Origin of the sequence: Pedobacter sp. Hv1, assembly GCF_001412215.1 — a bacterium.
Lineage (GTDB): Bacteria > Bacteroidota > Bacteroidia > Sphingobacteriales > Sphingobacteriaceae > Pedobacter.
The window spans coordinates 1-26,255 of record NZ_LLWP01000003.1; the positions used below are offsets into that span (position 1 = coordinate 1).

At 38.2% G+C, this 26,255-nt stretch carries 27 protein-coding genes; 11 read left to right on the forward strand and 16 right to left on the reverse strand.

The window, feature by feature from the left end; translation table 11 throughout:
- Nucleotides 1-632: 632 nt before the first annotated feature.
- The 4 genes from AQF98_RS06305 to AQF98_RS06320 form a co-directional block, all read right to left on the reverse strand.
- Complete coding sequence (locus AQF98_RS06305; RefSeq protein WP_055131092.1) at nt 633-1,877, reverse strand: hypothetical protein; 1,245 nt, start codon at nt 1,875-1,877, stop codon at nt 633-635.
- A gap of 38 nt (nt 1,878-1,915) precedes the next feature.
- Nucleotides 1,916-2,254 (reverse strand): hypothetical protein, encoded by a 339-nt coding sequence (locus tag AQF98_RS06310; RefSeq protein ID WP_055131093.1) that lies wholly within the window; start codon nt 2,252-2,254, stop codon nt 1,916-1,918.
- A gap of 85 nt (nt 2,255-2,339) precedes the next feature.
- Entirely contained in the window at nt 2,340-2,642 is a 303-nt protein-coding gene (locus AQF98_RS06315) for a transcriptional regulator (protein ID WP_055131094.1), read from the reverse strand.
- The gene (locus AQF98_RS06320; RefSeq protein ID WP_055131095.1) at nt 2,639-3,265 is read right to left on the reverse strand and encodes a hypothetical protein; all 627 of its coding nucleotides are present in this window, start codon (nt 3,263-3,265) and stop codon (nt 2,639-2,641) included. The genes AQF98_RS06315 and AQF98_RS06320 overlap by 4 nt, the downstream gene beginning before the upstream one ends.
- Nucleotides 3,266-3,386: 121 nt before the next feature.
- On the opposite strand from AQF98_RS06320, the gene AQF98_RS06325 reads away from it, so the two are divergent.
- A complete protein-coding gene (locus AQF98_RS06325; protein WP_235524180.1) occupies nt 3,387-4,154 on the forward strand; it encodes an oxygenase MpaB family protein in 768 nt (255 codons plus the stop codon).
- 68 nt (nt 4,155-4,222) lie between these two features.
- Here AQF98_RS06325 and AQF98_RS06330 read toward each other — a convergent pair whose 3' ends face one another.
- The 8 genes from AQF98_RS06330 to AQF98_RS06365 all read right to left on the reverse strand — a co-directional run bounded on the left by AQF98_RS06330 (nt 4,223) and on the right by AQF98_RS06365 (nt 12,221).
- Nucleotides 4,223-5,002, reverse strand: coding sequence for a hypothetical protein (locus AQF98_RS06330; RefSeq protein WP_055131096.1), 780 nt, complete (start codon nt 5,000-5,002; stop codon nt 4,223-4,225).
- Nucleotides 5,003-5,113: 111 nt separating this feature from the next.
- Nucleotides 5,114-7,807 carry an outer membrane beta-barrel family protein gene (locus AQF98_RS06335; RefSeq protein WP_055131097.1) on the reverse strand — a complete coding sequence of 898 codons (2,694 nt, stop codon included), beginning with the start codon at nt 7,805-7,807 and terminating at the stop codon, nt 5,114-5,116.
- A gap of 2 nt (nt 7,808-7,809) precedes the next feature.
- The gene (locus tag AQF98_RS06340) at nt 7,810-8,829 is read right to left on the reverse strand and encodes a FecR family protein (protein WP_055131098.1); all 1,020 of its coding nucleotides are present in this window, start codon (nt 8,827-8,829) and stop codon (nt 7,810-7,812) included.
- Between the two features lie 57 nt (nt 8,830-8,886).
- Entirely contained in the window at nt 8,887-9,510 is a 624-nt protein-coding gene (locus AQF98_RS06345; protein ID WP_055131099.1) for an RNA polymerase sigma-70 factor, read from the reverse strand.
- A 147-nt stretch (nt 9,511-9,657) separates the two neighbouring features.
- A complete protein-coding gene (locus tag AQF98_RS06350) occupies nt 9,658-10,713 on the reverse strand; it encodes an acyltransferase family protein (RefSeq protein WP_055131100.1) in 1,056 nt (351 codons plus the stop codon).
- Between the two features lie 11 nt (nt 10,714-10,724).
- A complete protein-coding gene (locus AQF98_RS06355) occupies nt 10,725-11,294 on the reverse strand; it encodes an ankyrin repeat domain-containing protein (protein ID WP_082434927.1) in 570 nt (189 codons plus the stop codon).
- Nucleotides 11,295-11,457: 163 nt separating this feature from the next.
- Complete coding sequence (locus AQF98_RS06360; protein ID WP_055131101.1) at nt 11,458-11,664, reverse strand: helix-turn-helix transcriptional regulator; 207 nt, start codon at nt 11,662-11,664, stop codon at nt 11,458-11,460.
- 2 nt (nt 11,665-11,666) lie between these two features.
- Complete coding sequence (locus tag AQF98_RS06365; RefSeq protein WP_055131102.1) at nt 11,667-12,221, reverse strand: DUF2975 domain-containing protein; 555 nt, start codon at nt 12,219-12,221, stop codon at nt 11,667-11,669.
- Between the two features lie 273 nt (nt 12,222-12,494).
- Here AQF98_RS06365 and AQF98_RS06370 point away from each other — a divergent pair, with 273 nt between their 5' ends.
- Nucleotides 12,495-14,027 carry a serine hydrolase gene (locus AQF98_RS06370; RefSeq protein WP_055131103.1) on the forward strand — a complete coding sequence of 511 codons (1,533 nt, stop codon included), beginning with the start codon at nt 12,495-12,497 and terminating at the stop codon, nt 14,025-14,027.
- A gap of 71 nt (nt 14,028-14,098) precedes the next feature.
- On the opposite strand, the gene AQF98_RS06375 is transcribed toward AQF98_RS06370, so the two are convergent.
- Entirely contained in the window at nt 14,099-14,473 is a 375-nt protein-coding gene (locus AQF98_RS06375) for a hypothetical protein (RefSeq protein ID WP_055131104.1), read from the reverse strand.
- A gap of 151 nt (nt 14,474-14,624) precedes the next feature.
- Nucleotides 14,625-15,419, reverse strand: a complete 795-nt coding sequence (locus tag AQF98_RS06380) for an alpha/beta hydrolase (RefSeq protein ID WP_055131362.1) — start codon at nt 15,417-15,419, stop codon at nt 14,625-14,627.
- Between the two features lie 315 nt (nt 15,420-15,734).
- Between AQF98_RS06380 and AQF98_RS06385 the strand changes: the two genes are divergently transcribed.
- The 8 genes from AQF98_RS06385 (at nt 15,735) to AQF98_RS06415 (ending at nt 23,687) form a co-directional block, all read left to right on the forward strand.
- Complete coding sequence (locus AQF98_RS06385) at nt 15,735-16,325, forward strand: Crp/Fnr family transcriptional regulator (protein ID WP_055131105.1); 591 nt, start codon at nt 15,735-15,737, stop codon at nt 16,323-16,325.
- Between the two features lie 102 nt (nt 16,326-16,427).
- Nucleotides 16,428-19,430 carry an outer membrane beta-barrel family protein gene (locus AQF98_RS06390; protein ID WP_055131106.1) on the forward strand — a complete coding sequence of 1,001 codons (3,003 nt, stop codon included), beginning with the start codon at nt 16,428-16,430 and terminating at the stop codon, nt 19,428-19,430.
- Nucleotides 19,431-19,440: 10 nt separating this feature from the next.
- A complete protein-coding gene (locus tag AQF98_RS06395) occupies nt 19,441-19,950 on the forward strand; it encodes a heme-degrading domain-containing protein (protein WP_200911849.1) in 510 nt (169 codons plus the stop codon).
- Between the two features lie 37 nt (nt 19,951-19,987).
- A complete protein-coding gene (locus AQF98_RS06400) occupies nt 19,988-20,374 on the forward strand; it encodes a hypothetical protein (RefSeq protein WP_152969653.1) in 387 nt (128 codons plus the stop codon).
- Between the two features lie 12 nt (nt 20,375-20,386).
- Entirely contained in the window at nt 20,387-21,271 is an 885-nt protein-coding gene (locus tag AQF98_RS06405) for a TlpA disulfide reductase family protein (protein WP_055131108.1), read from the forward strand.
- 44 nt (nt 21,272-21,315) lie between these two features.
- Nucleotides 21,316-21,489, forward strand: a complete 174-nt coding sequence (locus tag AQF98_RS22430) for a TlpA family protein disulfide reductase (protein ID WP_369816916.1) — start codon at nt 21,316-21,318, stop codon at nt 21,487-21,489.
- 5 nt (nt 21,490-21,494) lie between these two features.
- Nucleotides 21,495-22,772, forward strand: coding sequence for a metallophosphoesterase (locus AQF98_RS06410; RefSeq protein ID WP_055131109.1), 1,278 nt, complete (start codon nt 21,495-21,497; stop codon nt 22,770-22,772).
- Nucleotides 22,773-22,793: 21 nt separating this feature from the next.
- On the forward strand, nt 22,794-23,687 hold the full coding sequence (locus AQF98_RS06415) for an alpha/beta fold hydrolase (protein ID WP_055131110.1): 894 nt from the start codon (nt 22,794-22,796) through the stop codon (nt 23,685-23,687).
- Nucleotides 23,688-23,963: 276 nt separating this feature from the next.
- On the opposite strand, the gene AQF98_RS06420 is transcribed toward AQF98_RS06415, so the two are convergent.
- Complete coding sequence (locus AQF98_RS06420) at nt 23,964-24,497, reverse strand: dihydrofolate reductase family protein (RefSeq protein WP_055131111.1); 534 nt, start codon at nt 24,495-24,497, stop codon at nt 23,964-23,966.
- 66 nt (nt 24,498-24,563) lie between these two features.
- Nucleotides 24,564-25,346: a helix-turn-helix domain-containing protein gene (locus AQF98_RS06425; RefSeq protein WP_055131112.1), complete on the reverse strand. Its 783-nt coding sequence runs from the start codon at nt 25,344-25,346 to the stop codon at nt 24,564-24,566.
- Nucleotides 25,347-25,597: 251 nt separating this feature from the next.
- On the opposite strand from AQF98_RS06425, the gene AQF98_RS06430 reads away from it, so the two are divergent.
- Entirely contained in the window at nt 25,598-26,188 is a 591-nt protein-coding gene (locus tag AQF98_RS06430; protein WP_235524181.1) for an OmpH family outer membrane protein, read from the forward strand.
- Nucleotides 26,189-26,255: the final 67 nt, after the last annotated feature.

A 26,255-nucleotide genomic window follows, 5' to 3' on the forward strand; every position in this document is an offset into this window, starting at 1 on the left:
TCGACCTTTTTTATTTTTAATAGGACAAACTGCAGTCCTAGCCCTTTTCAGGCTCAAAGAAGCCCTATTTATTGAGTTTCCGAAAAACATTGTCCGTAGTTCTTCGGTTTTTTCAGCCCCGCCTGCCTGCGGTAGGCAGGCTTTCCGTTGCTGCCGATGAAAAATCGGCATTCACTGCAATCAGGTTTATTTAACAAAGGCAGTGGTTCTAGGCAAAATGCAACCTTAAATAGTTACATAGGCCTGCATTAAATAAACGGGATTGAAATGAAAATCCTTTTTGTATGCTGAGGCCTTCCGAAGTACAAAAAGATTTAAATGTAAAGCCCGACTAACGTTAAAAAAACTTAGAAATTGGCTTTCCCAATCATTATTAGTCCATCATTGTTGGTCGGGATTTACAATCTCGACCCTAGCCCATTATAAAACACAAAGACACCAAGATCACAAAGCATAAACCTTAGTGCTTTTTTGCCTTCGTGGTAAAACCCCATTGTGCGTTAGTTGGCGTCCTCGCCAACGGATAATGTGATCAATTATAAATCTAAAAAACACAAAGGCACCAAGAACACCAAGAATAGAACCTTAGTGCACTTAGTATCTTTGTGGTAAAAACTGATAAAGACTAATCGTTATTTAAACCCGAAAAGGAAAGGAAAAATAAAGGTTACGATAAGGGCCCAGACACAGTACACTGGTAAGTACCAAGCAATGGCCTTGCCTACTGTATTTAATTCAGTTTTCTTAGACATATACCCATACAATTTGGTGGACACCAAAATGAGGTGGATCAAGATCAAAATGTTTCCTCCTAAAACCGCAGCTCGGTTGGGTGTCATCCCCCACTCAGAAATCCGGAATACGATAGCAGAAAGTGCAATACCATTAACTACTATTGTGACTATTGAAAGGGCTAACAAGATTCCCATTGCTGCACGACTTTTGGCCGATGCGGGTGTACCTGCAATGGAGAAAAAGATAATGGCCATTACCCCAACAAGCAAAGCATTAAAGATCAAGAGAAATTCGCGGTTGTTGTAAGGATTTTTACCCGAGTACATAATTGCAACAAGGTAAACCACCAACATTACCAATACCAATGGACTAAATATTTTGGCAATTACTGGCGATACCTTACCCACCAATTGTGGATTGGTCTGTGTAAGATATGTCCCGACAATAGGTGCTGCAGCAGCCCCAAAAAAGCCAACATTTTCCATATAAACTTCAGCAATATTGTAACCTATTAAAGAGAAAAGGCCAATGGTAACCGCACTCATTAGTCCCCCCGCAATTAAAATCAAGGTAGTCATTACCACCAGGTCGCCATTGTATTTCAAAAAACCAAGTCTTTTCTCGCTATCATTTTGTACGCCCCCAACAAAGGCAAGGCCCAATCCGCCCCATAAGAACAAGACCAGGTGAGCACATGACAACATCAGTGTATCGCTATGCTTAACGTTTGGCAATAGGTTGATAAAGATCAAACCTGCAAGCATTGCTCCAGCTAGAAAAATAACCTTAGAAATAGCTAATTTATTCTTCCAGGCAAAGTAGACCGTAAGCATTGGAAAAACGATAAATCCAATATTTCTTGGGTAGAAAAAATCTTCACTTATAGAAAATATGGCCGGTAGCTTTGCAATGGTACCCGCAATAAGTGCAGCAATAATTACAAAAACGAGGTCTGTACGAGTTCCCCACGAGATTTCGTCGCTGGTAAAGTTTAAACGTTCGTTCCAATAACTTGCCAAGGTACTGTCTTTAATTTCAGGATATAGGGAATTAAATGCCCGTTTAAATCCTGTTTTATCTTTTCTGTACAACTGCTCTAGTTGTGCAGGTTGATCGAGATTGTTAAGAATCTGTGTTTTCATATGATCATAACTTTAAATAAATCTACTGTGTTCCCTACTTAATTCCAATACGTACCACTCAAGCCTAAAACGGATCCCATCCATATGCCAATCATAAAGATGACAAAACTGATCAGATCTGCAATGATGCGATGCCATCCACCCTTCGAGCGGATTTCGTCCATGTAGTAATAAATTGCACCACCTACTGCACCTGCAAATGGAACAATAAGCAATGGCCTAATCATCCACCAATTTCCCCACTCTGGTTTGCCTTGCCCTGCACTGATCAGAAAAGCAGAAATGAGCACTAGACCGATAATTGCGCCTTGCACCATCCTTTTACTTCGCGAACCACGATGGATGAATGGCAGTATTAAATTCTCTTTTGTTGTCATAATAATTTATTTTTTTATTGGTTTATATTTTATTTAAAAGAACTTTGTTTTTCAAAGTATAGGTATAAAAAAAAAGTACACCTCCTTATTTCATTTGTGATTTAATTAAATTTTCCAAAGCCTTTAAGTGTTGATTGAAGGCAGCTACACCAGCTTTGGTAATAAAATAGCTCGTATGCGGTTTTTTGCCAACAAACGATTTGCTCACATCAATAAAACCATCCTTCTCTAGTGCTTTGATATGGCTTGCCAAATTCCCATCAGTAAGATCGAGATATTCCTTTAACTCATTAAAACTGAGTTTCTCGTTTACTGCTAGGGCCGACATAATGCCAAGTCTTATCCTACTCTCAAAGGCCTTATGAAATCCTTCTATCGTTAACTTCACCGTTCGTATTTGTAATGGAGATAAATACCTGTAATAATGTGCAGCACCCCAAAGCCTATTGCCCAGCATAAAAGACCGTAACCAATAAAATAGGCACCAACTAAACCTAGCGCAATCTCCATCAGTCCCAACACTTTCATCTCTGAATAAGTAAACTTGCTTGCGTTATACATGGCCAGGCCATAAAACACCAAGGTAAGCGGGGCTACTAATCCAAGTAATCCCTTAGCAATCAAAATAAGAATCAATACACCCCCTGTTACCAATGGGATGGCCATATTGATCAACATTTGTTTGGAGGTAGCGTTCCAGATCTTTTCGTTGCGTTTATTCGCTTTTCTAGCCGAAAGAAAAATCGCTGTGCCTAAGGTAAGGATCAAAATTGCCAATGCCAGTCCGATTAATTGTACAAGTGTGGCCGACCAGCCTTCTGTTTCAACAGGTTTATAAACAATCTCGTTAGGATTAAAGTAAAATAACTTGTAGGCTATCCAAGCCCCTGCAAGGGCGTAAATACCAGCCATGATACCCGCCCAACCCGAGAGCGAGAGGAATTTGGAGGTCCGTTCCATCATGGTACGGATGGCCGCAATATCTCCGATATAATCCTTTTCTTCTTTCATTTGAAAGTACTTTTTTTTTCAAAGTTAAATATTAGTTTTAGATTTGCAAGTAATCTCACAAAATTATTTGAGGGAGAGCGACCATTTTTGGTTACTCATAAGGTATTTAGAGGAGGAAAAGATGATGAAACACTTTGTTGCTAAGGATTCCATTGTTCGCCAGATTTGGGGAAGTGGAGATACCATTTTATTGATTTTTGCAGGTGCCTCGGCAGAATTTGCCTTAAACAAGGCGGTAGATTGGCTATATTTTACTGGCCGTTTACCTGCCGACCCTTTAAAGCGATTATTTTCAACGGTTTCGTATGCCAGGCAGATCGTTTTTTCAACTTACGATGAGGCCATGCATGCCATTGATAAAATCTCAAGCATACACAAAGGTGTAGAAGAACAGCGTGGGCAACAAATTCCCGATTGGGCCTACCGGGATGTGTTGTATATGTTAATGGATTATTCTATTCGGTCTTTTGAGCTTTTGGAGCGGAAGTTAAGTACTCAAGAAAAAGAAGAAGTATTCAACGTATTCTACAGAATGGGCTCTCGGATGGCCATCAAAGCCTTACCCACTACATTTGAAGACTGGCAAGTAATGCGTACAACTGCGCTAGAAGAAAACCTCATTAAAGGCGATTTTACTATAGACCTGTACAAACAATACCGCAAACACTTGGGCTGGGTAAGGTACATGATATTGAAACAATCGCAAATCTTATTATTACCAACCAAGGTCAATCAGCTGTTAGGTTTAGGGAAAAGCATTTTTGCAGTACTAATGTTAAAGTTGTACAAACTTAGCCGTTTGATCAGGGTCAAAACGATTCTTAAAAATGCGCTTTTACCTGCTGCTTACAAGAAAGAAATTATGGCATTGGATAGTTACAAGAGATAGTTTTTGTTCCTGGTATTACGGATACAAAACCGAGTTGGCAAATGGCCTTAGCAGCCTACTTTATGATGCTATTTCAACTTTAAGTTTTCACTATCAGTCTTAAATTTTTTAAAATAGACTGCTAACAATTTTTTGTCCACTTTTTTATCCGTTTTCATTTCCCAGATCATCTCACGTCTTGGAATATCTACATCACTTTGTGCAATTTGTTTTGCTACACCATTATAAATGATTTGGGTTTTTACCAGCTTGCTATCATTTATCCTATCCAAACTATTTGAAAATGTAAAGTCGAATTTTTTAAACTGACTATCGTAATGTCTAATGATACTATCAGGGTCTGCCGTGGTGGTCTTTTTAAAGAGATACCTCTCCATTTTTTGATATTTATCCTTTTGTATGATTTCAGCTGGTTGACCAAGGTCTAGGCTTAAAACTCTAAAATTATTGCTATCAATGCCCCGATCCAATAACAAAGAATCAAGATTAAAAATTCTACCATTAAACTGGTTTACCCTGTCGTGACCATATACTAATCCCCTACTCGAATTTTTGTTGATTAGATAATATAGAACAATGGTATCTTTTTCTATTTTACGTTCTAATTTAACAGATTGATTCGATCGGTTTTCTCTAATCTTGTATACAACAAAAACTCTATCCTCATCTTTAAAACCAATACTGGTTCTTGTTGTAAGGTTGCGAAATAAATTTTGTTCTACTAAAAAAAACTGGCCTTTAACTTGTACTTCTAAAGTGGTGATATCTTCACTACTTTTCTCATTCTTCTTGAAAGGTAGTAATGTGATGATAAAAGCCAATGCCGCATAAAATATGATTGTTTTCATAAATTTTTGTTATCCCAATTTGTCTTATCCCCTGATTGATCTAAAAGCAAGCTAGCAAAAGTTTAGGATTAACTTATTAAAATTTACAAACTTAAAATATGCTTAGACCATCTATTTGATTCTGCCATTTTCATTTTCAAGTGCAGAGCTTCTACTTCTTGGTCCTTTAGCATTACCTGAGCTAAACCGGTAACTAAAATTGAGCTTTACTTGTTGGGCTTCAAAATAACTGTAGTTACGGATATAGAGCCCCGCCACACTTTGTATAGAGCTGGCTTTGGTACCTTTATAAATATCGCTAAACACCAACCTTAAGGTGGCTTTATTGTCCATGAAATTGCGCTGTAAGCCTAAATCTACCTGACTGGTAGGTCTGGCAAATTGGTTGGCTCCCGACAAACGTTTGGAATTGTAAACACTTACTATTTCTCCGGTCATCTTGTAGGGCAGTTTAAAAGTCTGTTGCAGGCTCAATCTTGCAGCAGTTTGTTTCAGGTTCAGCTTTCTGTTTGCACCAAAATCGATGTTATTGTAAAGGCCAAACAAAGTACCGTTAAAAGTCATGTTCCACCACTTGGTTGGCACAAGGGTTTGGGTAAGCATTAGGGCCAAATGTTGCTGTATACCCAAGTTGCGTGGCACCATTACAATTTTGGTTTGGTCTACTGTATCGGTTACTTCCACACTAAAATTATCGGTATAGGTATAGCTTAGGCCTATAATAGTAGAACTTTTATACACATATTGCAATAAGGCTCTTTGGCTAAGCTGAGGTTCTAAGAAAGGATTACCCTGCCAATAAGAAAGTTCATCTAACAGGTAGATAAAAGGGTTCAAATTCTGGTAAGCGGGTCTATCTATCCTTCTCGAGTAACTGAACGAAAAGTTATGTGCTGCTGAGGGTTTGATCGCCGCCGAAAAGAAAGGGAATAGATTGGTATAATTTCTGGTGGTAATTTTGGCGTTTCCGGCACTGCCAGAAGTTGCATTCAATTTCCCTTCAGAAGCCGAATTTTCTACCCTTAACCCAGCCTGAAGCTGCCATTTGCCTACGTCTTTTTTATAGTTGACATAGGCACTTGTAATTTCCTCACGATAGGCAAAACGGTTCGTTCTAGAGAGATCTATAAATTCACCATTGGGCTTTACCTCTAAAAATTTGGCATCATTGTCTGCCGATACTGATGAATATTTAGTACCTGTTTCTAGTTTCCCCTTCCATAGATTGGTGGTATAATCTACCTTAATGGCTTTAAGTCCAATTTTATTGGCATTGATAGAACGGTAAAGGTTATCGCTAATTACGGTCTGATTTGCCGCAGTATATTTGTTAGATTGAAGATTGCCCGAACCCTTGGTATAATCGCCATAATCTGCATCAATGTTAATGATCCTTCCTAAAGTATCCTCGTATTTGTAATTTAGGTTAACGTTGTAACGTTGGGTCTGTTGGTAATAATAATCGTTAACGGCCGTAAGTGTTTGGTCGATATTGCTTGTTGGCATTAAACCGATATCGGTTCTGGTATCGGTTATCCCACCTCCAAAAATAAAATTACCATTGAGCAAAATACCGATCGTATGGTTTTTGTTAATTGTAAAATCGGCACCCAATCTCGACCCCATCTTATTCCGTTTGTCTGTATCGTCGGTAAAACTATTGTAGAACTTTCCCTCCTGAATACGGTCTGCACCATAGAGATAAGAGTAGTAACCTAAAAAATGATTGTAATTGCCGTAAAGGTTCAAGCGGTTTTTTCTGTAACTAAAAGAAAGGTCTTGGTTGTTTCTGAGGTATACCCCATAACTCAGCCCTGTAGTAAAGCCCGCACTGAAACCTTGTATCATCGATTTCAAAGTCTTTACGTTGATAATACCAGCAGTACCCGAAGCATCGTATTTGGCACTTGGGCTATTGATAATTTCTATCGATTTGATGTCTGATGACGACATTGATTTGAGCAATTCTGCAATCTCTCTACTCGAGAGGTAAGTTTGTTTACCATCTATTAGTACCGCAGCCCCAGCCTTTCCGTTAAGGGAGATGTTATTGTCGGCACCTACAGTTACCCCTGGTGCCCTACTCAATACTTCTAATGCGTTTGAGCCTTGTGCATTGATGCTTTTAGCTACATTGAACACAATATTTCCACCATCCATTTCTATTAACTTCTGGTTGCCGGTAACTTTCACTTCATTTAACAGTTTTGCTTTGGGCATTAACTTCAATTTTCCAAATACTTTGTAGGGTAAATTAGACTCTGTTAGCAAAAATTTAAGCGCTAAAACCTCGTAACCAATAGATGATATTTTTAACGTATAAGCTTTGTTGGCCTGCAGGTTGTGTGCAAACTGAAAGCTGCCTTGCTCATTGGCTATTGCCCCATTGATCTGTACTTCATCTGTTAACAGCGAAATGGTGGCGAAAGGCACCGCATGACCTTCTGGATTAACCACATTTCCAGACAGGAGTGTTTTCGTTACGCCATCTTCTTCTTTTTTCAACAGTCTTTTGCTGCCAATTACAATCATATTTTCTGACAGTACCTGATGAAAAAGTTGTTTGCTCGAAAGCACACTATCCAGCACCTTTAAAACGGGGAGTTGAGTCACTTTTATCGAAACTAGCATCGTATCTGAAACCACTTCATCACTATATACAAAGGTATAGCCACATTGGGTTCCAATTTGTTTAAATAAAGTGTAAATGGGTTGTTTATTCAGGTTTAGGGTTACTTTTCTGTCTTGGCCATACAATAGCCCACCAACAGCAATGAGTAACAACAGTAATATCAATTTCTTCATCCTTAATCTTTAATCACCACCAACTTATTGCTGATTGTATAGGTTAACGGATAGGAAAGTTTAAGTGCCTCTAAGGCCTGTTGTATGGTTTCGTTGGTAAAGGTTCCGCTAAAGCGTTTTTCTTTTAACAGCTCGCTCTTTACTTCTATCTTCAGGTCGTATTTTTTCTCTAGGCGTAGGGCCAGGTCTTTGAGTTTTTCCTTTTGGAAGGTCAAAGTATCTGAAGTCCATTTGGTTTCTTTTAGCAGTAGCTCAGGTGCAATGGGCAGTACTGCAAACTGATCGTTTTTTGAACTGAGCTTAGAAAAAATCAGCTTTTGGTTGGGCTGAAGCAGCACTTGATGTTTTTGATCGAGCCTGTTAGTTACTTGAATTGACCCTCTGATCAGCGCCACCTGGATGTTGGGGTTTCCTTGATAAGCATTGACATTAAAAGCGGTACCCTTTACCTCTATATCAATATTTCCGGCATGGATAAACAAGGGCACCTCTTTGTTTTTAGCCACATCAAAATAAGCTTCACCTTCTAAAAATATTTCACGTTGTTGTTTACCAAAAGTTTTGTTGTAGCGGAGGGTCGATTTTTTGTTCAACCATATTTTAGTTCCATCAGCTAACAACTTGAAAGTTTTTTCATTTGTGGCAACAAGGGTAATGAAGTTTTGCTCGGCGTTGCGGTTTAACAAATGATTACCTAACACCCCAGCGCCAATTAACAATACCAATACAGCTGCCACCTTTAACCAAGTGGTATAAGCACGGGTTTGTTTGAGTGCCGAATAATTGAACCGTTCTTTAAAACCTTGCGCTTCGGCTATCTCGATCATTTTCCAGGTTTGTTTGAGCTGATCTATTTTTGGCTCAACCGTTTGGTGCTGCTCAAAATAATGGTGAAGCTCGGTGGCCAAGCGTTGATACTCCTCATTGTTTTCAATGGCCTGAGCCAAGGCCGCACTATCGCTTGGTGCAATCTCTCCAGAGAGCTGGTTAGATAGTAGGGCTAAAAAATTTTCTTTGTTCATTGTTCAAAGGCTTACAACTTAAAGACACCTGCGTTTAAAGAATTACTCATTGCCACTTTAAAAAAAGAGCAAAGCCAAGTTAGAAAATGCTTGAATTTTGGCAGTTTTGGCTTGCGGATGATAGCCCAAGTACTCACTTATCGCTTCGGCAAGGGCTTTTACAGCTTTGTACAACTGGTTTTCGACAGTTCTTTTAGAGAGGCCTAAAATCTGGGCGACCTCGTTGCTTTTCAGCCCCTGCTCTTTAACCAATTTAAAAATCATTTGGCGCTGTGCCGGAAGCGCTGCCACGGCCAAATCAAGTAATTTGCTCAGTTCCTTATCTTCCATTAACATTCCATAAGCATGTGGAATTTGCTCCAATACCTGTCCAATAGGTGGTTCTGTAAAAATCTGTTGCCTTTTTTTGTTAGACCTGATTAAGTTTAAGCAGGCATTTTTAATGGAGATGAAAAGATAAACTTCTGGGTTAAGTACAGTAGAAAGTGTTTCGCGTTTGAGCCAAATTCTTACAAAAAGCTCGGAAGTAAGCTCTTCGGCACTTTCCAATTGTTTGGTATATTGTTTGGCAAAAGCAAGAAGCCGATCGTAATAAAGTGCAAAAAGTTCGTCGAACGCAGCCTTATTTCCAGATTGGATTTCCCTGAATAGTTCGTTGATCTTACTGTTCTGTGCTGGCATTCATACTCAACTTATGTGGTTATCTTCTTTTGGTGTCATTAGTAATGACACTAAAGTTTGAAGATATACTTATTTGAGCATAAAATTTAATTCTATGCTATTCCTTGATCAAATAAACACCTATAGAAAATAAAAGAATCTAGGTGATTAACCCAGATTCTTTAGGCCAAATAATAGTCTTAGAAAATTAATTCTTTTGATGATAAGTTCATAAAAAGCCATGCAGCCAACCCCTGTAAACAATAACACCATTACAAACTTCAACCTCACATCAATTGCCAAGGGGAAGATGAGTACCGAGCCCAGATATAAAAATAACATATGGAGAATGTAGATAGGATATGCCGCCTGGCTGAGGTAACGAAGTACATTGCTAGGATGGTTCAAATACCTGAAACCAAAAGCAAAAATAGCCAATAACCAAAAAATAGACTCAATGGGCAATTGATAGATAGGCACCTGTAATTGGGGCTGCATCATGCGCCAAGCGTAAAGCCCTATGGCGATCAATAAAAAGATCCATTTCCATTTTAAGAGCATGTTCCAAAAACCAGTGCCAGCTAACATGAAACAAAAACCAAAGAAAAAGGCCAATATCCCCAGAAAAAAACCATGCCACGTCATTGCATAAAGCTCATAGGGCATCGGGTTGATCCATGCCGCCTCAGCTACAAAAGCTGCAATGACAACAAGTAGGCTCAATGGTGTGGCAAACCATTTTTTTATCCATGTGCCTATTTTGCTATGCTCGTTTTTCTTTAACCATATAAAAACTGGTAGCAAGATAACTACATAGCTAAATATGTTGCCTAAGAACCATAAATGACCAGCATTTGGCACATAGCTCAGCTCCCATTGGTTAGCATATTGCCATAGGTAAATGTGCAATGGAACAATACAAAAATAACCAAACACAAAAGGGATCAGGATCCTTTTTCCTCGTTCTAGGAGTAATTGTTTCCAATCTCTGTTTTGTATGGCAAAATATACGCCCATGCCTGATACAAAAAACAGCAGTGGAATTCTCCAGATATTGAGCATCGTCATCGGCAACCATAAAGTTTCCCAGGTTTTGGCGTTTACAATAAAACCGATCATGATACCCCATGGCTGGAAACCAATTGACAAGTGGTAAATGAGGAGCAGACCAATAGCGATAACTCTTAGCCAATCGATATCGTACCTTCTATAATTTGATGCCATAATCTTTTATATTATTTCAACATGGCCGCAATTTTAGGCCGTGTAGCTTCGATATAGGCATAATCTAATTTTAGCCCCATTGGCGCCAGCATTTTCCCCATCATATCGTAAGCACTTTTCACTTCTTTAAAAGGACCAACAACAGACTGATAGGCTGTACTATTGTAATTGTTTTTAATGGTACGATCGGCACGTTTGCCCAATAACATCTTTACAATATCGGGCCTGCAAAAAAAGGCTGCGACGTGAAGTGCGGTTGACCCATCGTTATTTTTTATATTCAGGTTGGCACCTGCATCAATCAAGGCCTTGGCCATATCGGTTTTACCCAATAGGGCTGCCATAATTAAGGGACTAGAACCACCCATGGCCTCTTTTACATTAAGATCGCTACCTGCAGCAATGTGCTGTTTCAAAGCGCTTAGGTTTCCGGCCATAACAATAGTATGAAGGTCTTCTTTTGGGGCTTTTACATTTTTTTGTGCAAAGCTTATTGCGGGATGGAATAGGCCTATGCATACTAAAAGTACAAAGGTCAATTGCTGTGGCCTTTTAGACCATTTAAAGTGTACTGTTTTCATGTTCTGTTTTTTAAATTAATGTATACTCGGTTAATTGTTGTCTATTATTCGCAGAAGTGCATTAAAAATCACATCGTTGAATATTTATTTTTGAAAGCATAAGGCATGGCAAGCCCAGGGGCCGATTTTTACAGTGCCCAAACAAGCATTAAATAGCGCCTGTTTATTTATCCGTATATTCTAAGATATCTGCTGGCTGGCAGTCTAGTGCCTTACAAATAGAATTGAGTGTGGTGAACCTTATGGCCTTTGCCTTCCCTGTTTTGAGGTTAGACAGATTGGCCAAAGTAATGTCTACTTTTTCTGAAAGCTCGTTCAGCGACATTTTTCTTCGGGCCATCATCACGTCGAGGTTTACTATAATTGCCATATTTATACCGTTAGTTCGTGTTCTGATTGGATTTCGATCCCTCTTTTAAAAATTTGTGCAATAATAAAGAGGATTACACCCATAAACAACCATACATCGGCACCATCTACATTTAACTTTGCTACATCTGGCATGGTTATGCCCTGCTTAACCAACCACTGGGTATTTTCAACACACCATCTAGAGAAGATGCCTATGCCCAAAGACAAATAAGCTAAATTAAAAACAAAACGGCCTACTTCTTGAACAAAGGGTTGCGACATATCGAGCTTTTTGCTGCTCAATATGCTAGTGATCAGGTAAAACATGATTGCTTTCATTATAGCAGCTATGCTCATCAATGAGGTTTCGACTAAGAAATACCCCTTATCATATTGGTAAAGGCTAGACAGGTCAAGTTTCGGCCAAAAACTAGCAGCGCCTTGAGGATTAAGCACCAAGGTATAAAAAGCGTTAGAGATGACCCCTCCAGCTTCTACGCATAGGCCAACAAATATGATCCATGCCAATACGGCTAGTACGCGAAGGATCTGTTTGGTACTAATTTTAATTTCCATTGCTATTAAATTTTAAATTAACGATACAAACGTAATAAATATTTATTGAAAAACAATAAATTTCAATCAATTATAGATAAATATTTATCATAATCTCGATTCCAGATCAGGAAGCAATATTTTTAATCGAAATAAAAAATCAAAATAATGGCTTGGGCATGGAAGAGTTTACTGCTTAAGCTAAATCTTGGTGCTTAGCCAAGTGTTACTGTAACCTGTTTTACATTCAGGTAGTCTCAAAGTTGATATCAAAATCCATATCAGTTTATATCCATGATTTTAACAAACACCTTTAAGCGACCATACCTTTTTGCATTTTATGTGCTGGGACTAATGGCCGTTACCGTTTTCAGTGCGCTTGCTCCTAGCTCAACAGGTAACTTTACTACAACCCAGTATCACCAAAATAAAGGGAGTAAAAACCTAAACGATTCGCTCGATGTTTTGCTCAACCAAATTAAACAGTCTTTTGGTGTAAACCAGCTCAACTTAACCATTGGAGTGGTTAAAGATGGAAAAGTTATCCTGAAAAAGAATTATGGTTATTCCAATCCTGTAACCAAAACATTGTTTAGCGACAAAACGCAGATTTACCTGGCCTCTACCTCTAAATCATTAACTGGAACATTGGCAGCCGTTTTAGACCAAAAAGGGATCATTAAATTAGATGGAACCTTGGCTGATTACCTACCCGGCTTTACATTTGACGATCAAAAAATACAACCCAATAAAATTACCATCCGCTCTTTAATGACCCATACCCATGGCATTAAAAATAACGACCTAGTAGTATGGACAGCTTTTATTGGCGAGCAAAGTACGGCACAACAGTTGGCCCTACTTAAAAAATACAGTACTGCTTTGCCCAACCAGAATTTTAGCTATTCTAATTTAGGCCCTGTACTTTATGCTTTAATTGTAGCACAAAAATTTCAAAAACCATGGCAACAGGTAATGGACGAACAGGTATTTAAACCATTGGGCATGTATGCCACCACAGCCTATGTATCTAAGGCAAATCCTAAATACATCAGTTATGTAATCGATCAATCAGAAGGTCAACAAAAAGCAGTATTCGATAAAGCAGACAATTCAATGTCGGCCGCTGGCGGGCATTTGAGCACGGTAAACGACCTGCTTCGCTACCTACAGTTTTTTATCAGCGATGGACAATCGGTACCTGGCGTATTGAACAAACAAACACTTGATATGGCTACTTCGGCTCTGGTGCCGCAGCAAAGTCAATACCAATCTTACCAACGGTTTGGTTATGGTTTGGGATGGGAACAGGCTGTTTTTAATGGCGAACAATTGACCTCTCGTTTGGGTGGTTATAGTGGCATTGCCTCGCACCTCTCGTTTATGAAAGCCCATAAAATTGGTATTGTGGTACTTAGTAATACCAAAGGCATGGAAGCTTTGCCGCATTTAGTGGCCAATTACATTTACAATTCGATATTAGGTAAAACCAACAAACAACAGATCCTTAAAGAGAACTTGGCCTCATTAAAAGGGAACTTTGCTAGTGATGCAGAAGAAACAAAAGAAATTGCACAGGCCATGCAAACTAAAATAGTTTTAGATCAAAAATTGGCCGGTGTTTACGATGGAGGTGAAAAATCGGGTACAATGGAGATTAAACCAACGGGCAAAGTTTCTTGGGGCAATTTAAAAGGACAGTTGTACCTGCTAACGGATAGCACAGGGTTGATTAACTTCAGCACCATGTTAAGGTCTTTCTCTATAAAAAGAACACAAGGCGCTATAGTAGGTGTTTATTCTAACGATCGGTATTTTAAGCGTTAGGGTATTGGTAGCGAACATTGCTCGGTATTGGTAGAGACGTTGGTCGGGATTTGCAATCTCGACCTTATAGATTAAGAAGTCAGCTGGTGTTGCATCTTTTTATTTACATCTATTGCCATCAACCAAAATATCAGAAATGGGATCAGCAGGAAAAATATCAAGCCTAAGGCAATAGTATGGGCGACAATAAATATCAGTGGCGCAATTATGAGTAGTTTGGTAAAAAGGCGGGTCTTGATCAGGAAGGGTAAAATCAGGATGACCAAATGTGACAGACCTATCAATATCTTAAGCAACGCATACCCATATTGCCCTGCTACTACTGGATCAAATATCTCTAATTCGAACTCATAGAGAAATATCCAGCCTTTGATATCTGCACCTGTAAACAGGCTACTTAAAATCATCATCACTAATAAGATGATTAATGTGATTTGTCTTTTCATAATTAATCCTGAATATAACTAATGTTTTTTGCTTTCCTGTTGGTCGGGACTTGCAATCCCGACCCTATACACACCAAAAGCATCAGCCCGATAAAGGTTGATGCTTTTGGTTATACTTCAGAAGAAGTTTTGGAACCCTTTGATTAAAGGTTTATTTTTTCTGAACACCTTTTGTTGCAGCTTCGATAATTACCGCCGCTACTTTTTCTGGTTGCGACATGAAGATGACGTGGCTGCCTTTAATCTCGGTAACTTTTGTATTGGAACGTTTGTACATGGCATGTTGAATTTCTGGAGCAATACTTTTGTCTTCGGTAGCAATGAGGCCATAGGCAGGTTTATCTCTCCAAGCGGCATGGGTAATGTTGGCGATAAAACCTTTGGCATAAAAGGCACCTTGCGAGGCATACATGAAATCGGCCTCCTCTTTACTAATATCGGCGCAAAAGCCAGCATGGTATTTCGCTTTATCATAATAAACAATCCCCTTATCATCTGGAGGAAGCACGCCATTTTCTGGAGCAGGAGGTGCGGTTTGCAACCATTGTACAGTAGATTCTCCATTATCGGGTTGGAAAGCCGCAATATAAACCAATGCAGCTACCTTAGGGTGGTTACCTGCCTCGGTAATTACAGTGCCTCCCCAAGAGTGGCCTACCAAAATTGCAGGGCCATCTTGTTTATCTAAAGCCACTTTTGTAGCATTTACGTCGTCTTCTAAAGAAGTTAACGGGTTTTGTACTACGGTTACATGGTATCCTTTTTTAGTAAGTACAGTATAAAGTGCTTTGTAGCCAGAGCCATCGGCAAAGGCGCCATGCACCAATACCACATTTTTAACCGATTGTGCATTTGCCTCGTTAACAGTACCTGCAACTGAAGCGATAGCCACTGTAGCGGCCAATAAACCATTTTTGATTGTGTTTTTTACATTTAGCTTTTTCATTTTCTTTAGCGTTGATTTTTTTGTTTGTGTCAACGATACAAAGGTGCAATGAAAAACAGGCGGGCTTTATAGGCAGACTTCCCCATTAGTTGTAATTATTTCCCTTCTTTATATTTTTTTGGCCAATTGACTTAGTATAGTTTGAAAATTACGTTACATCTTCAAAAGAGCCATTCAGCCTACAATTACCGTAACAAAGCACTAGTTGTATAGTCTTAAATTAAAGTGAGCTGTTAAAATACCCATTGTTACTATTGGGTTTAACACAAATTAAGCCTCTTTACATCAACCGATATTTTAACAAGGCCAGATAAAATGGACAGGTTAGCCTATTTTAATATATTTTTCGATTTTATTCATAAAATTAGTCCGCTAACTGAATATGATAAGCAGCTTTGCTACGATCATTTTGAGATTATCAAATTTGATAAAAATACCATTATTGAAAAAGCTGGAAAAATTCATCTTTATGAAAACTTTATCATTTCTGGGATTTTAAGAAAATATAGATTAGAAGAGACGGGCATCGAAATTACTACTGCGATTAATACTGAGCCTGGTTTTTTTTCCTGCTTTTCATCGTATACAGAGAAGGAAATCTCAAATGAAAATCTTGAAAGCATTACAAATTGTGTCTTGATTAGAGCGAAAAGAGATGATATCGACTTACTCCTTAAAAAGGGAGAAACGCTGCAACAATTTACCCTTTTGGTATTTCAAAAGATCATAGATGCAGAAAAGCTTAGAGCATTTGATTTGATAAATCTAACCGCTAAAGAAAGGTATTTAAAATTCGCGAATAAACACCCCCAGCTAATGCAAAATGTGCCTTTGCAACATATTGCTTCTTTATTGGGCATTACCCCTCAAAGTTTAAGTAGAATAAGAAAAGAAATTACCGAATAAATATGGAGATAGGTTAATTTCTTACCATTTGGTAAATGGAAACAAATCTCGGCTATCTAATTTAGTTTATCAATAAACAGATAACAATTGATGAGGATACCGATGACCGAAACAAAATTTCTTTCTTACCGGCTATATTTTACAGTCGCAATTACCACAGCCATTTGGGCACTATTGTTATGGAACCACTTTCATGGCGGTGTTGTTAGCCACCACCTGTTGCACCGAAAAGATTTACCCAAAATTTCTGATTGGTGGAGCGGCCTCTTACTTCCTTTACTTACGTTCTTGCTCACCTACCGGATCCAAAAACGACTAGTTAAAGATAACAACACAAGCCCTTTAAAGTTTCCAAAAAACATACTTTACGGCTGCTGCTCTGCATTGGTATATGGTATAGCACTCTCTACATTTTTCGCTCTAGGTTATTCAAAAATTACTGGCTACTTGTTTAATGCCATTATTTTGCTCGCCTTTCTTTTTCCCATTTATAGGGCAGAATATTTATTGGGCTTTGTACTAGGTATGACATTTACATTTGGCGCCTTTATTTCTATAACAGCAGGAACCATATTTGTTATGATAAGCCTGATACTTAACCTGTATGTAAGAAGATGGGGGTTATTGCTCTTCAAAAAAATCAGGTCGTTACTATCCTCTCAAAGCAAAACAATTTCGGTATTGCTATTGGCCTTATCGTTGATCTCATTTGAAGGAGCTGCACAAAAGCTAGCTGTAATTAAAGGAACAGTAAAAGATGAAAATCAAAAACCACTAGCTGCTGCAAGCATTTCGCTTTACCAAGTAAAAGATAGCCTACTCATTAAAACAGTGTATACGGCTAACAATGGCGAATACATTTTTGAAGGGGTTAATGAAACCAAGTATTTGATTAAAGCAGTTACAATTGGCTATAAGCAAAGTACCATTAGTATTAATGTAATTGGAAGCAATACCCTAATCGTTCCGGCTATTACAATGGTAACCGATATTAAAGCATTAAAAGAAATAACAGTGCAGGCCCAAAAACTTTTGTTTGAGCAAAAAGCAGATAAAATGATTGTAAATGTAAATGCATCGGCAAGTAATGCGGGGGCCAGCGCCTTAGAGATTTTAGAGAAATCGCCAGGCATTACCGTAGATAAAGATGGCAACATCAGTTTAAAAGGAAAAGCTGGGGTACAGATTTTTATAGATGGCAAGCCGGCTTACCTTTCTGGTCAAGACTTGGCAAACTATCTCCGAAATTTACAAGGCACACAATTAGATCAGATTGAAATTATGACCAATCCATTGGCTAAGTTTGATGCAACAGGTACAAGTGGTTTAATCAACATCAAAACTAAAAAAGCAATGCAGCTTGGCTACAGTGCTACATTTACCGCTGGTTATACACAGGGCATTTATGCCAGGAACAATCAGGATCTTAATTTTAATTACCGTAAAAACAAAGTCAACCTCTTCGCAACCTTCAGTCGTAACGAACGCAATACCATGCGTACGTTTATCATCGATCGAAAATTTTTAAACCCATCTGCCAAAACAATTCAAACTTTGCTCAACCAACAATCTGATAAAACAAATTGGAATGCCGCAAATGCTTTGAAACTGGGCACTGATATTTTTCTGAGCAAAAACACAACAATTGGCGCAGTAGTTAATGGTTTTTACAATCCCGAACGTGCCGTAAGCACAGGCACAATCTTTCTTTCAAATCCAACCCATGTGCTACTTGCAAGTACAGATGCAAAATCAACCAATAAAAGCGCATGGAAAAATTTCAGTACCAACATTAACCTGCGCCATGTGTTAGATAGCTTAGGCAAAGAGCTCAGTGCAGACCTCGATTATCTCTATTATACAGGGGCCAATACACAAGATTTAAGCAATTATTTTTACAATGCCGCTGGTGCTGCAAACGGAAAGCCAGATACGTTGTATGGCAATTTGCCACAGCTGATTAAAATTTATTCTGCCAAGGTTGATTACCTGCACCCCTTAAAAAAAGGAGCAAAGCTTGAACTTGGTTTTAAAGCCGCATATGTAGAAACAGATGCCAATGCCGTATACGACAGTTTAATTTATAAAAGAATTATACCCGATGTAGGCAGAAGCAATCATTTTGTTTACAATGAGCAGATTAGTGCTGCTTATGCTAGCTATAGCCGCCCATTTTCAAAAAAATTAAGTGGGCAGTTTGGTTTGCGGTTAGAGCACACATTGGCACATGGCAACCAGTTAACCACTAGCGAGAAGTTTACATTTAGCTACACCCAACTTTTTCCTACGGCTTACCTCTCTTACAAAGCAAACGAAAAAAACACCTGGACAATAAATTATGGCCGACGCCTGCGCAGGCCAGATTACGAAAGCTTAAACCCCTTTGTTAAATTTTTAGACAGGTATACATTTGAACAGGGCAACCCCAACCTAAGGCCTCAGTTTAGCCATAATATAGAGTTGTTGCACATGTTTAGCAACTTGATTACAACTACCTTAAACTTTACCAGAACGAACAACATTATTCAAGTTGTTTTAGAGCAAAATGAAAACACCAACCAAACATTCGGAAAACAGGTAAACATTGCAAACCAACAGCAATATGGCATAGCTGTAAACCTATTTAAGCAAATAAAAAATTTTAGTGGCAATTTCTATGTCAACGTTTACAATAATGAGTTTAAGGGCATTATCAACAACAGCTTTGTAACCATTGGTGCTACCACCGCAACTTTTAACACAACTGTTGCTTATAAGTTTACAAATGGTATTACAACAGAAATAAATGGCTTTTATAGAACAGCGGGTTTAGAGGGTATTTTCAGAATTAGGGCTTTAGGTGCTGTTAATTTGGGAGCAAGCATGCCTCTTTTTAAAAATAAAGCAACCATTAGAATAAGTGCTCGAGATATTTTCTGGACCCAAAAAGCCCTTGGTAAAGTTCAATTTGGAACCATAGATACGCAGTTTCAACAGGTTCCTGATTCGAGAACCGTTGGTTTAACCTTTAGCTACCGCATTAGCAAAGGAAAACTGAGCAACAGCAAACGAAAAGCAGGCAGTGCAGACGATGAACAAAATAGGGTAAAAGGAAGCAACAATTAAACCTAACCAAATGAAGAAAATCTTAATCATCGCTTTGCTCTGGGCAGCCCATTTTACTGTAATGGCACAACATAAAACTGATCATAAAGAAATAGTGAAAATAATAGAATTAGAAAAATTTAGCAACAGGTTGGCCCTAGAAATGGGTTTGGCTATTGTTGAGCATGCAAAAAGTCGGCATCAACACATTGGCATTGAAATCAGTCGACTCAATCAAATCATTTTTTTATACATGGATGATAGCCTTCCGGCAGATAAACACAATTGGCTTAGACGAAAAGCCAATGTAGCGAAACAATTTGAAGAGAGCTCTTTACGTGTTAAAAATGATTTAGAGGCAGGCAATATGACCTTGGCAAAAACTTTCGGTCTCGACGAGAAAGACTTTATTGCTAAAGGCGGTGCTATTCCAATTTTTGTAAAAGGTGTTGGAATGGTAGCCACCATAACCGTATCTGGCCTACATGATAGTGAAGACCATAAAATCATTATTGAGGCATTAAAAGGAAAATATTTCTAAAGCAAAAATGAATATCAACAGTAGAAAAAATAAAACTATGAAAAAGTTAACCATTGCATTGCTTACAATGCTCACCATTTTAGTTTCTTGTAAAAAAGACAATTCAAACAAGAACCCCGATAATTCATCTCGTACCCTTCGTTATGAAGTAACTGGAAATTTTACTGGAGCAGTTATCGCGTCTTACACCACTGCCGCAGGTAGTACAGCAAACGATCCAATAACACTTCCATGGAACAGGGAAATTAATTATGCTGCAAACGTAACAGCGGCTATTATCTTAATCACTGGAAATGGAGGCATTGCAGGGCAAAAAGTAACAGTAGTAATTAAAAGAGGCGGCAATCAGGTTGGTGCGCCTTTTGAAATTGTGGCTGAAGCTTCAGGAAGTTTTTCGAAACCTGCACCAATTGTAGTTTTTTAAATTTTAAAGTAGATGAAACTTTCAAAAACAATCATACTTTTATTATTTCTCTTTTCTGTAGAAATAAAAGCACAAGAGGTAGCTCATTCATTGGCAAAAGAAAAACCATTAATTACGGGCTTCGTTCACGGTTTTAAGAATGGTAGTCGGTTATATCTTATCGAATTGACCAACATGGGTAGAGGAAAACAAAGGATGGTCGATTCGGCAATGGTCATGAACGAACGCTTTCAGTTAACAGACAGAAATCCATCAACTGAGAAACCTAGATACTATTTTCTTTATAACAGTAATGCAAGTGATTATGTCTATTTCTGGATTGACGACCAACCAATTACATTTAGCGGACAGAAAGGAAACTTCAGGAATTCGCTAATTAACGGTTCTGTTACCCAACAGATGCAGGAGGTTTTCACCCGTACTGTGCTTCCATTTTATAATAAGAGAGACAGTTTAAAGCAAAACCATGGTGATGAGGATTCTATGAAACAGCTTTTAGCAGAGCTCAAATTAGCCGAAATAAGTTTTATTGAAAAGAACCCTTCGTCTTTTATTAGCACTTATGTATTGAGTGGTAACTGCAAAACTTGGGGCCTTAAAACCACTAAAGAACTTTACCAGAAACTTTCGCCAGAAAATAAGGAAAACAGCTTTGGAATGGATGTAAAAAAATACATAGACTTAAATAAGGAAATCGGTATTGGTAGTTTATTTGTCGATTTTGAACAACCTACCAATGATGGAAAAACAGCCCGTTTATCATCTTTGAAGAGTAAATATGTACTGCTCGAATTCTGGGCTTCTAACTGTGGTCCCTGTCGTAGAGAGAACCCAGAGATGGTTAAACTTTACCAGAATTATAAAAGCCGAGGCTTTGAAATTTTGGAGTATCGCTAGATACCAGTGAACAGCAATGGAAAAAGGCAATAAAGGATGATAAACTGCCCTGGCTTCAGGTTAGCGACCTAAGGGGATATAGAAGTGATGCGGCATTGATTTATAGCGTTTACGAAATGCCTACCAATTTTCTTATTGACCAAAGCGGGAAAATTATTGCAAAAAATTTGAGAGGAGAAGCACTCCATAAAAAAATCAAAGAATTGTTGGGCAATTAAACGTAATGAAGAAGCTAAAAAAAATAATAAAGTGGAGTGTAATTATAGGTTTGTCTTACTTCTTTCTCACCACGCTATATTTTGGTTACGATGATATAGACAGCGAAAAAGGAATTTACAAATTCTATTGGTCTGGCTTAAATGGCTTGTGGAAAAAAAACAAACCTTTTGGGTTTAAAAAAGACGAGGCTGTAATCACGTATCTTGATGGTACCGATGGCCCCTATATTTACGGAGATACTGTTTACCTTGTTAACCAAAATAGCCAATTGCAACAATACCAACTCAATGGTAGCAAAAACTTGATGGTTAAAACACAGTGCAGTCAATTACCAAAGTTTAGTGTTGCCTTAAGAGATACAATGCTAATTGAGCCCGAACACTATCAAATGCCAAGCAAATTAATTGCCATATCCGATATAGAGGGTAACTTTAACGGATTTTACAGCTTTTTAGTGGCCAACAAAGTGATAGACAAAAACGGCAATTGGATTTTTGGCACTGGGCATTTAGTGTTAAATGGCGATTTTATTGATCGAGGAAATCAAGTAAGCCAAGTTTTATGGCTAATCTATCACTTAGAAAACCAAGCCTCAGCACAAGGCGGAAAGGTGCATTATATTTTGGGCAATCACGAAATAATGAATATGTATGGAGATGTATCATATAATGATTTCAAATACATAGCAGTAGCCCAAAAAATCAGCAAACAGGCCCATTGGGATAAGGCTTTAAGGAGGTTATATGCTCCAGAATCGGTATTGGGCAAATGGTTGCGAAGTAAAAACATAGTTGAAAAGATTGGAGATCATATTTTTGTTCATGGAGGGCTAAATAATTACCATTTAAAAGGTAAATATGCCATACCCGAATTGAATGCAATTGCAAAGCGATATTATGGGGTTTACCCAACAGAAGCAAGTGTACAAAACGAGCGAGACAGAAACCTAATCAGCTCCATAAACAGCCCCTTTTGGGATAGAAGATTAAATTTTGAGTGGAAGTATAAAATAATGTTCAAACTAAATGGAATTGATGCCCAAGCAACTAGCCAAAACGAGCTAGATCGCATTTTGCAGTTTTATGATGCAAGAAGAATAATTATAGGACATTCGGTAGTAGACGACATTTGTACAGGATACAACAATAAGGTAATAAAGATTGACCTAAAACATGGGCAAGAAATAAATTCAGGAAAAACAAAAGGCCTATTAATTGAAAACAATATACTTTATAAAGTTGACGACCTGAACACTAAAACCAAGTTAATTGATGGACAATAGCCTAATTAAAACACCTACTCTATGACTCAAGAACTATTAAACTGGAAGTTGAAAGGAAATTATTATAGTTTCAAAGGCCATCAAATTTTCTACATTAAAGAAGGCGCTGGGCCTATACTTACTATTTTTCAGGGCTACCCCTACAATAGTTTCGATTTTGAAAAGGTATGGAACGAACTGATTAAAAATTTTACGGTAGTAGTACCCGATATGCTGGGCATGGGCTTTTCTGATAAGCCCACAAATCATGATTACAGCTTTGAAGAGATGGCCGATTTATACACCGCCTTACTTAACCAACTACAAATAACCCAAACGCATGTGCTTGCACACGACCTTGGCAACAGTGTGGTACAAGAAATATTGGCCAGAAATGAAGAAAATAAAAACCCGTTTGAAATGAAGAGTATTGCATTTTTAAATGGTGGCTTGTTTACTGCTGTGTACAAACCAAGGCTTATTCAAATACTGCTCTCCAAATCGCCCAAGCCAATTGGAAAAATTTTAAGTAGATTAATGACAAAGAAAAGTGTTTCGAAAGCCACCGCAGCAGTTTTTGGCGTAGATACAAAACCATCTGCAGCCTTACTACAAAACTTTTGGGATGTGCTCAATTATAACAAAGGCAAGTCTATAGCTTACTTAATTGGAAGGTTAGTGTTTGCAAAAGATAAATACCAGCACCGTTGGATTACAGCCATGCAGCAAACTAAAACCCCAATGTGTTTTATCAATGGCCCTGCCGATCCTAATTCGGGCTTGCACATGGCCCAGCGCTACCAACAATTGATACCCAATGCCAATGTAAAACTACTAAGCCAAAACATTGGGCATTGGCCACAAATTGAAGCTCCTGAGCAAACACTTCAGGCCTACCACGATTTTTTACAAGAAATAAATTTTAAGCATAGCTGATATTTAATAATTGTCACATTGAACTTGTTGAAATGTTTTACCAATAAGTCTTCGATACTTCGTTAAACTAAGCTCAGACTAACAAGAAATTCATAATTAGTTCAATAGCTCATTGGGCAATGGTTCATTAGTACAAAGTAGTTAGTATTAAGTATAAAGATGGAGCAAAGCACCACATTTCATGAGCACTGCCAACTTTCTACTTAAAACTTATAACGTACAACTTTTAACTTTATACTTGGGTTGGTCGGGATTTGTAATCTCGACTTTTCCATTTTACTTATCGATACGATAACGGAGCGAAACCAAACCTGTTTCGTAAGTTTTACTTTCTAATAGTGTAAGTTGCATACGGTTTTTGTATTTGTGAAATAGAGATTTACCATCTCCCAACAGTATGGGATGTACAGACATCCACAGCTCATCTACCAAACCTGCTTCCATTAGGGTATGCGTAAGCGAGGCACCTCCAAATAGCCATATATCTTTGCCCGGTAATGCCTTAATCCGTTGGGCTTCATTTATACTGTCGTTAGAAATGAGCACGGCACCCTCTTTTATAGATTTCAATGTTTCTGAAAATACGTATTCTTTCATTGCTGGTAAGCCCGGCACTATTTCTCCATTATTGTTATCGGTATATTCTTGGGCCATTTGGTAGCTTTTGCGCCCAATAAACATGGCATCAACTCGGGTAAAAAAATCGTTCAGCCCGTAATCCTGATCGGTAAAGCACCAATCGTATTCGCCATTTGGCCCTTCAATGTACCCATCTAATGTAATGGCCAATCCTAATATTAGTTTTCGCATGTTGTTAAAGTTTTAAGTTTACAAAGTTGCTCAAAACCGATGGTTCCGAATTGTACAAAACAGACATCAATACAAAATATGTTTCGCTTTTGCCACCTCGCCGGGAGTATACCCTGTATAAGTTTGATAGTGGCGATTGAAATGTGATTGATCGTAATACCCACTTTCGTAAGCAATTTCTGTAAGCGAAAGTGTGGGATATTTTTTGAGGTAAACTAGCGATTGGATAAACTTCGACACCTGCAAATAAGCTTTTGGAGATAAGCCAACACACTGCAGAAACTTTCTGGAAAGCTGCCGCTGACTAAAACCTGTGGCATTGCTAAGGTAGCTTACCGGAATTAAACCTTGCGAGAGCTGTACCTGCTTTAAGCAATAGTTTATTGCTGTGTCTTGTTTTTCTTGCGCCAATTTTTGCAACAAATACGTTTGTAAAATAGCCACACGTGCATTGTTATGGTGTGCGTTGGCCAATCTATCTTCTATCTCTGTGGCCATTCCGTTCCAGATATCGGCTAGGGCTACAATGCTATTGGCAAGTACATGCATTGGAAGCGCAAAGAACTTGTAGGCCATGCCCGGGTAAAAACAAATGGCAATACAACCGGCTCCCTTACGCATCTGCACATTTGTTGGGCAGCTTAGCCGAGAGGTAATAATACTTTGTTGATGCAGTTGGTTACCAATTATGGCAATGGGTGTATTGGTATAGTTTACAAAAAGCTCTACGCAGGCATCGGGCAGCACACAAACATGATTGGTATCTACATCCTGGCTACAATCCATTGTACAAATGAGCTTGACATAAGGCTTTAAGCTAGGGATGATCTCGTAGTGTTGCAGCTGCATGGCGCATTTAATTTTTCGAAAAATACGAAATTTTGTTTTGTTAGTTTTTTGGGCAATGGTTCAGTGGTTCAGTGGTCAATAGTTTATTGGTTAATGGTTTAATGGGTATTTATGATGTTTTGTATTGATGCAAGAGCGCATTCCATTAACTGGTTTCGAAATGTTAAAAAAAGTTAATTCTACAGCTGTATAAAGCTAATATGATTAATTTCATTACCAATACAAGCGTAACCCTACTCAAACAAATTAGCATGAAAAAACCAAATTTAATACCACTCCAAGCCTCAATTAAAGTAATGTTAAGCCTATTGTTTATAATGGGTTTACAAAATGTTTCGGCCCAACAAAAAATTGGACACATTGATTCTCAAACTGTTTATAGTTTAATGCCCGAATTTAAAACGGCACAAACAAGTTTAGATCTGATTAACAAAACCAAAACGGCCGAACTGAACAAAATGAAAACCGAAATTCAGACAAAATACGATCAAGGTGTAGCTAAAAACAAAACCTTAAGCGAAGCCAATAAAGATGTGGTATTAAAAGAATTGCAGGTGATGGATAACGAATTGGAAAGCCTAAAAAAACGATTGGAAACTTCTTATCAAAAAGCCGAACAAGACATTGCTGCAAAAGAGACCGAATTGTTTACCCCAATTAGAACCAAATTTATCAATGCCGTAAAACTTGTATCGAAAGAAAAAGGCTTGGCCTACGTTTTTGATATTTCGAAAAACCAAGACAATAACCTATTGGCATGGGATGATGGGATTGACATTACCAATGCTGTAAAAGATAAACTGGGTATAGTTGCAGCCGCTGCGGGTACTACCAAGAAATAAAACAATCTTATTAAAACGAGAGCTACTTTTTTGAGCAATAAAAAAGCGTTCGACTAAGTAGTTGAAC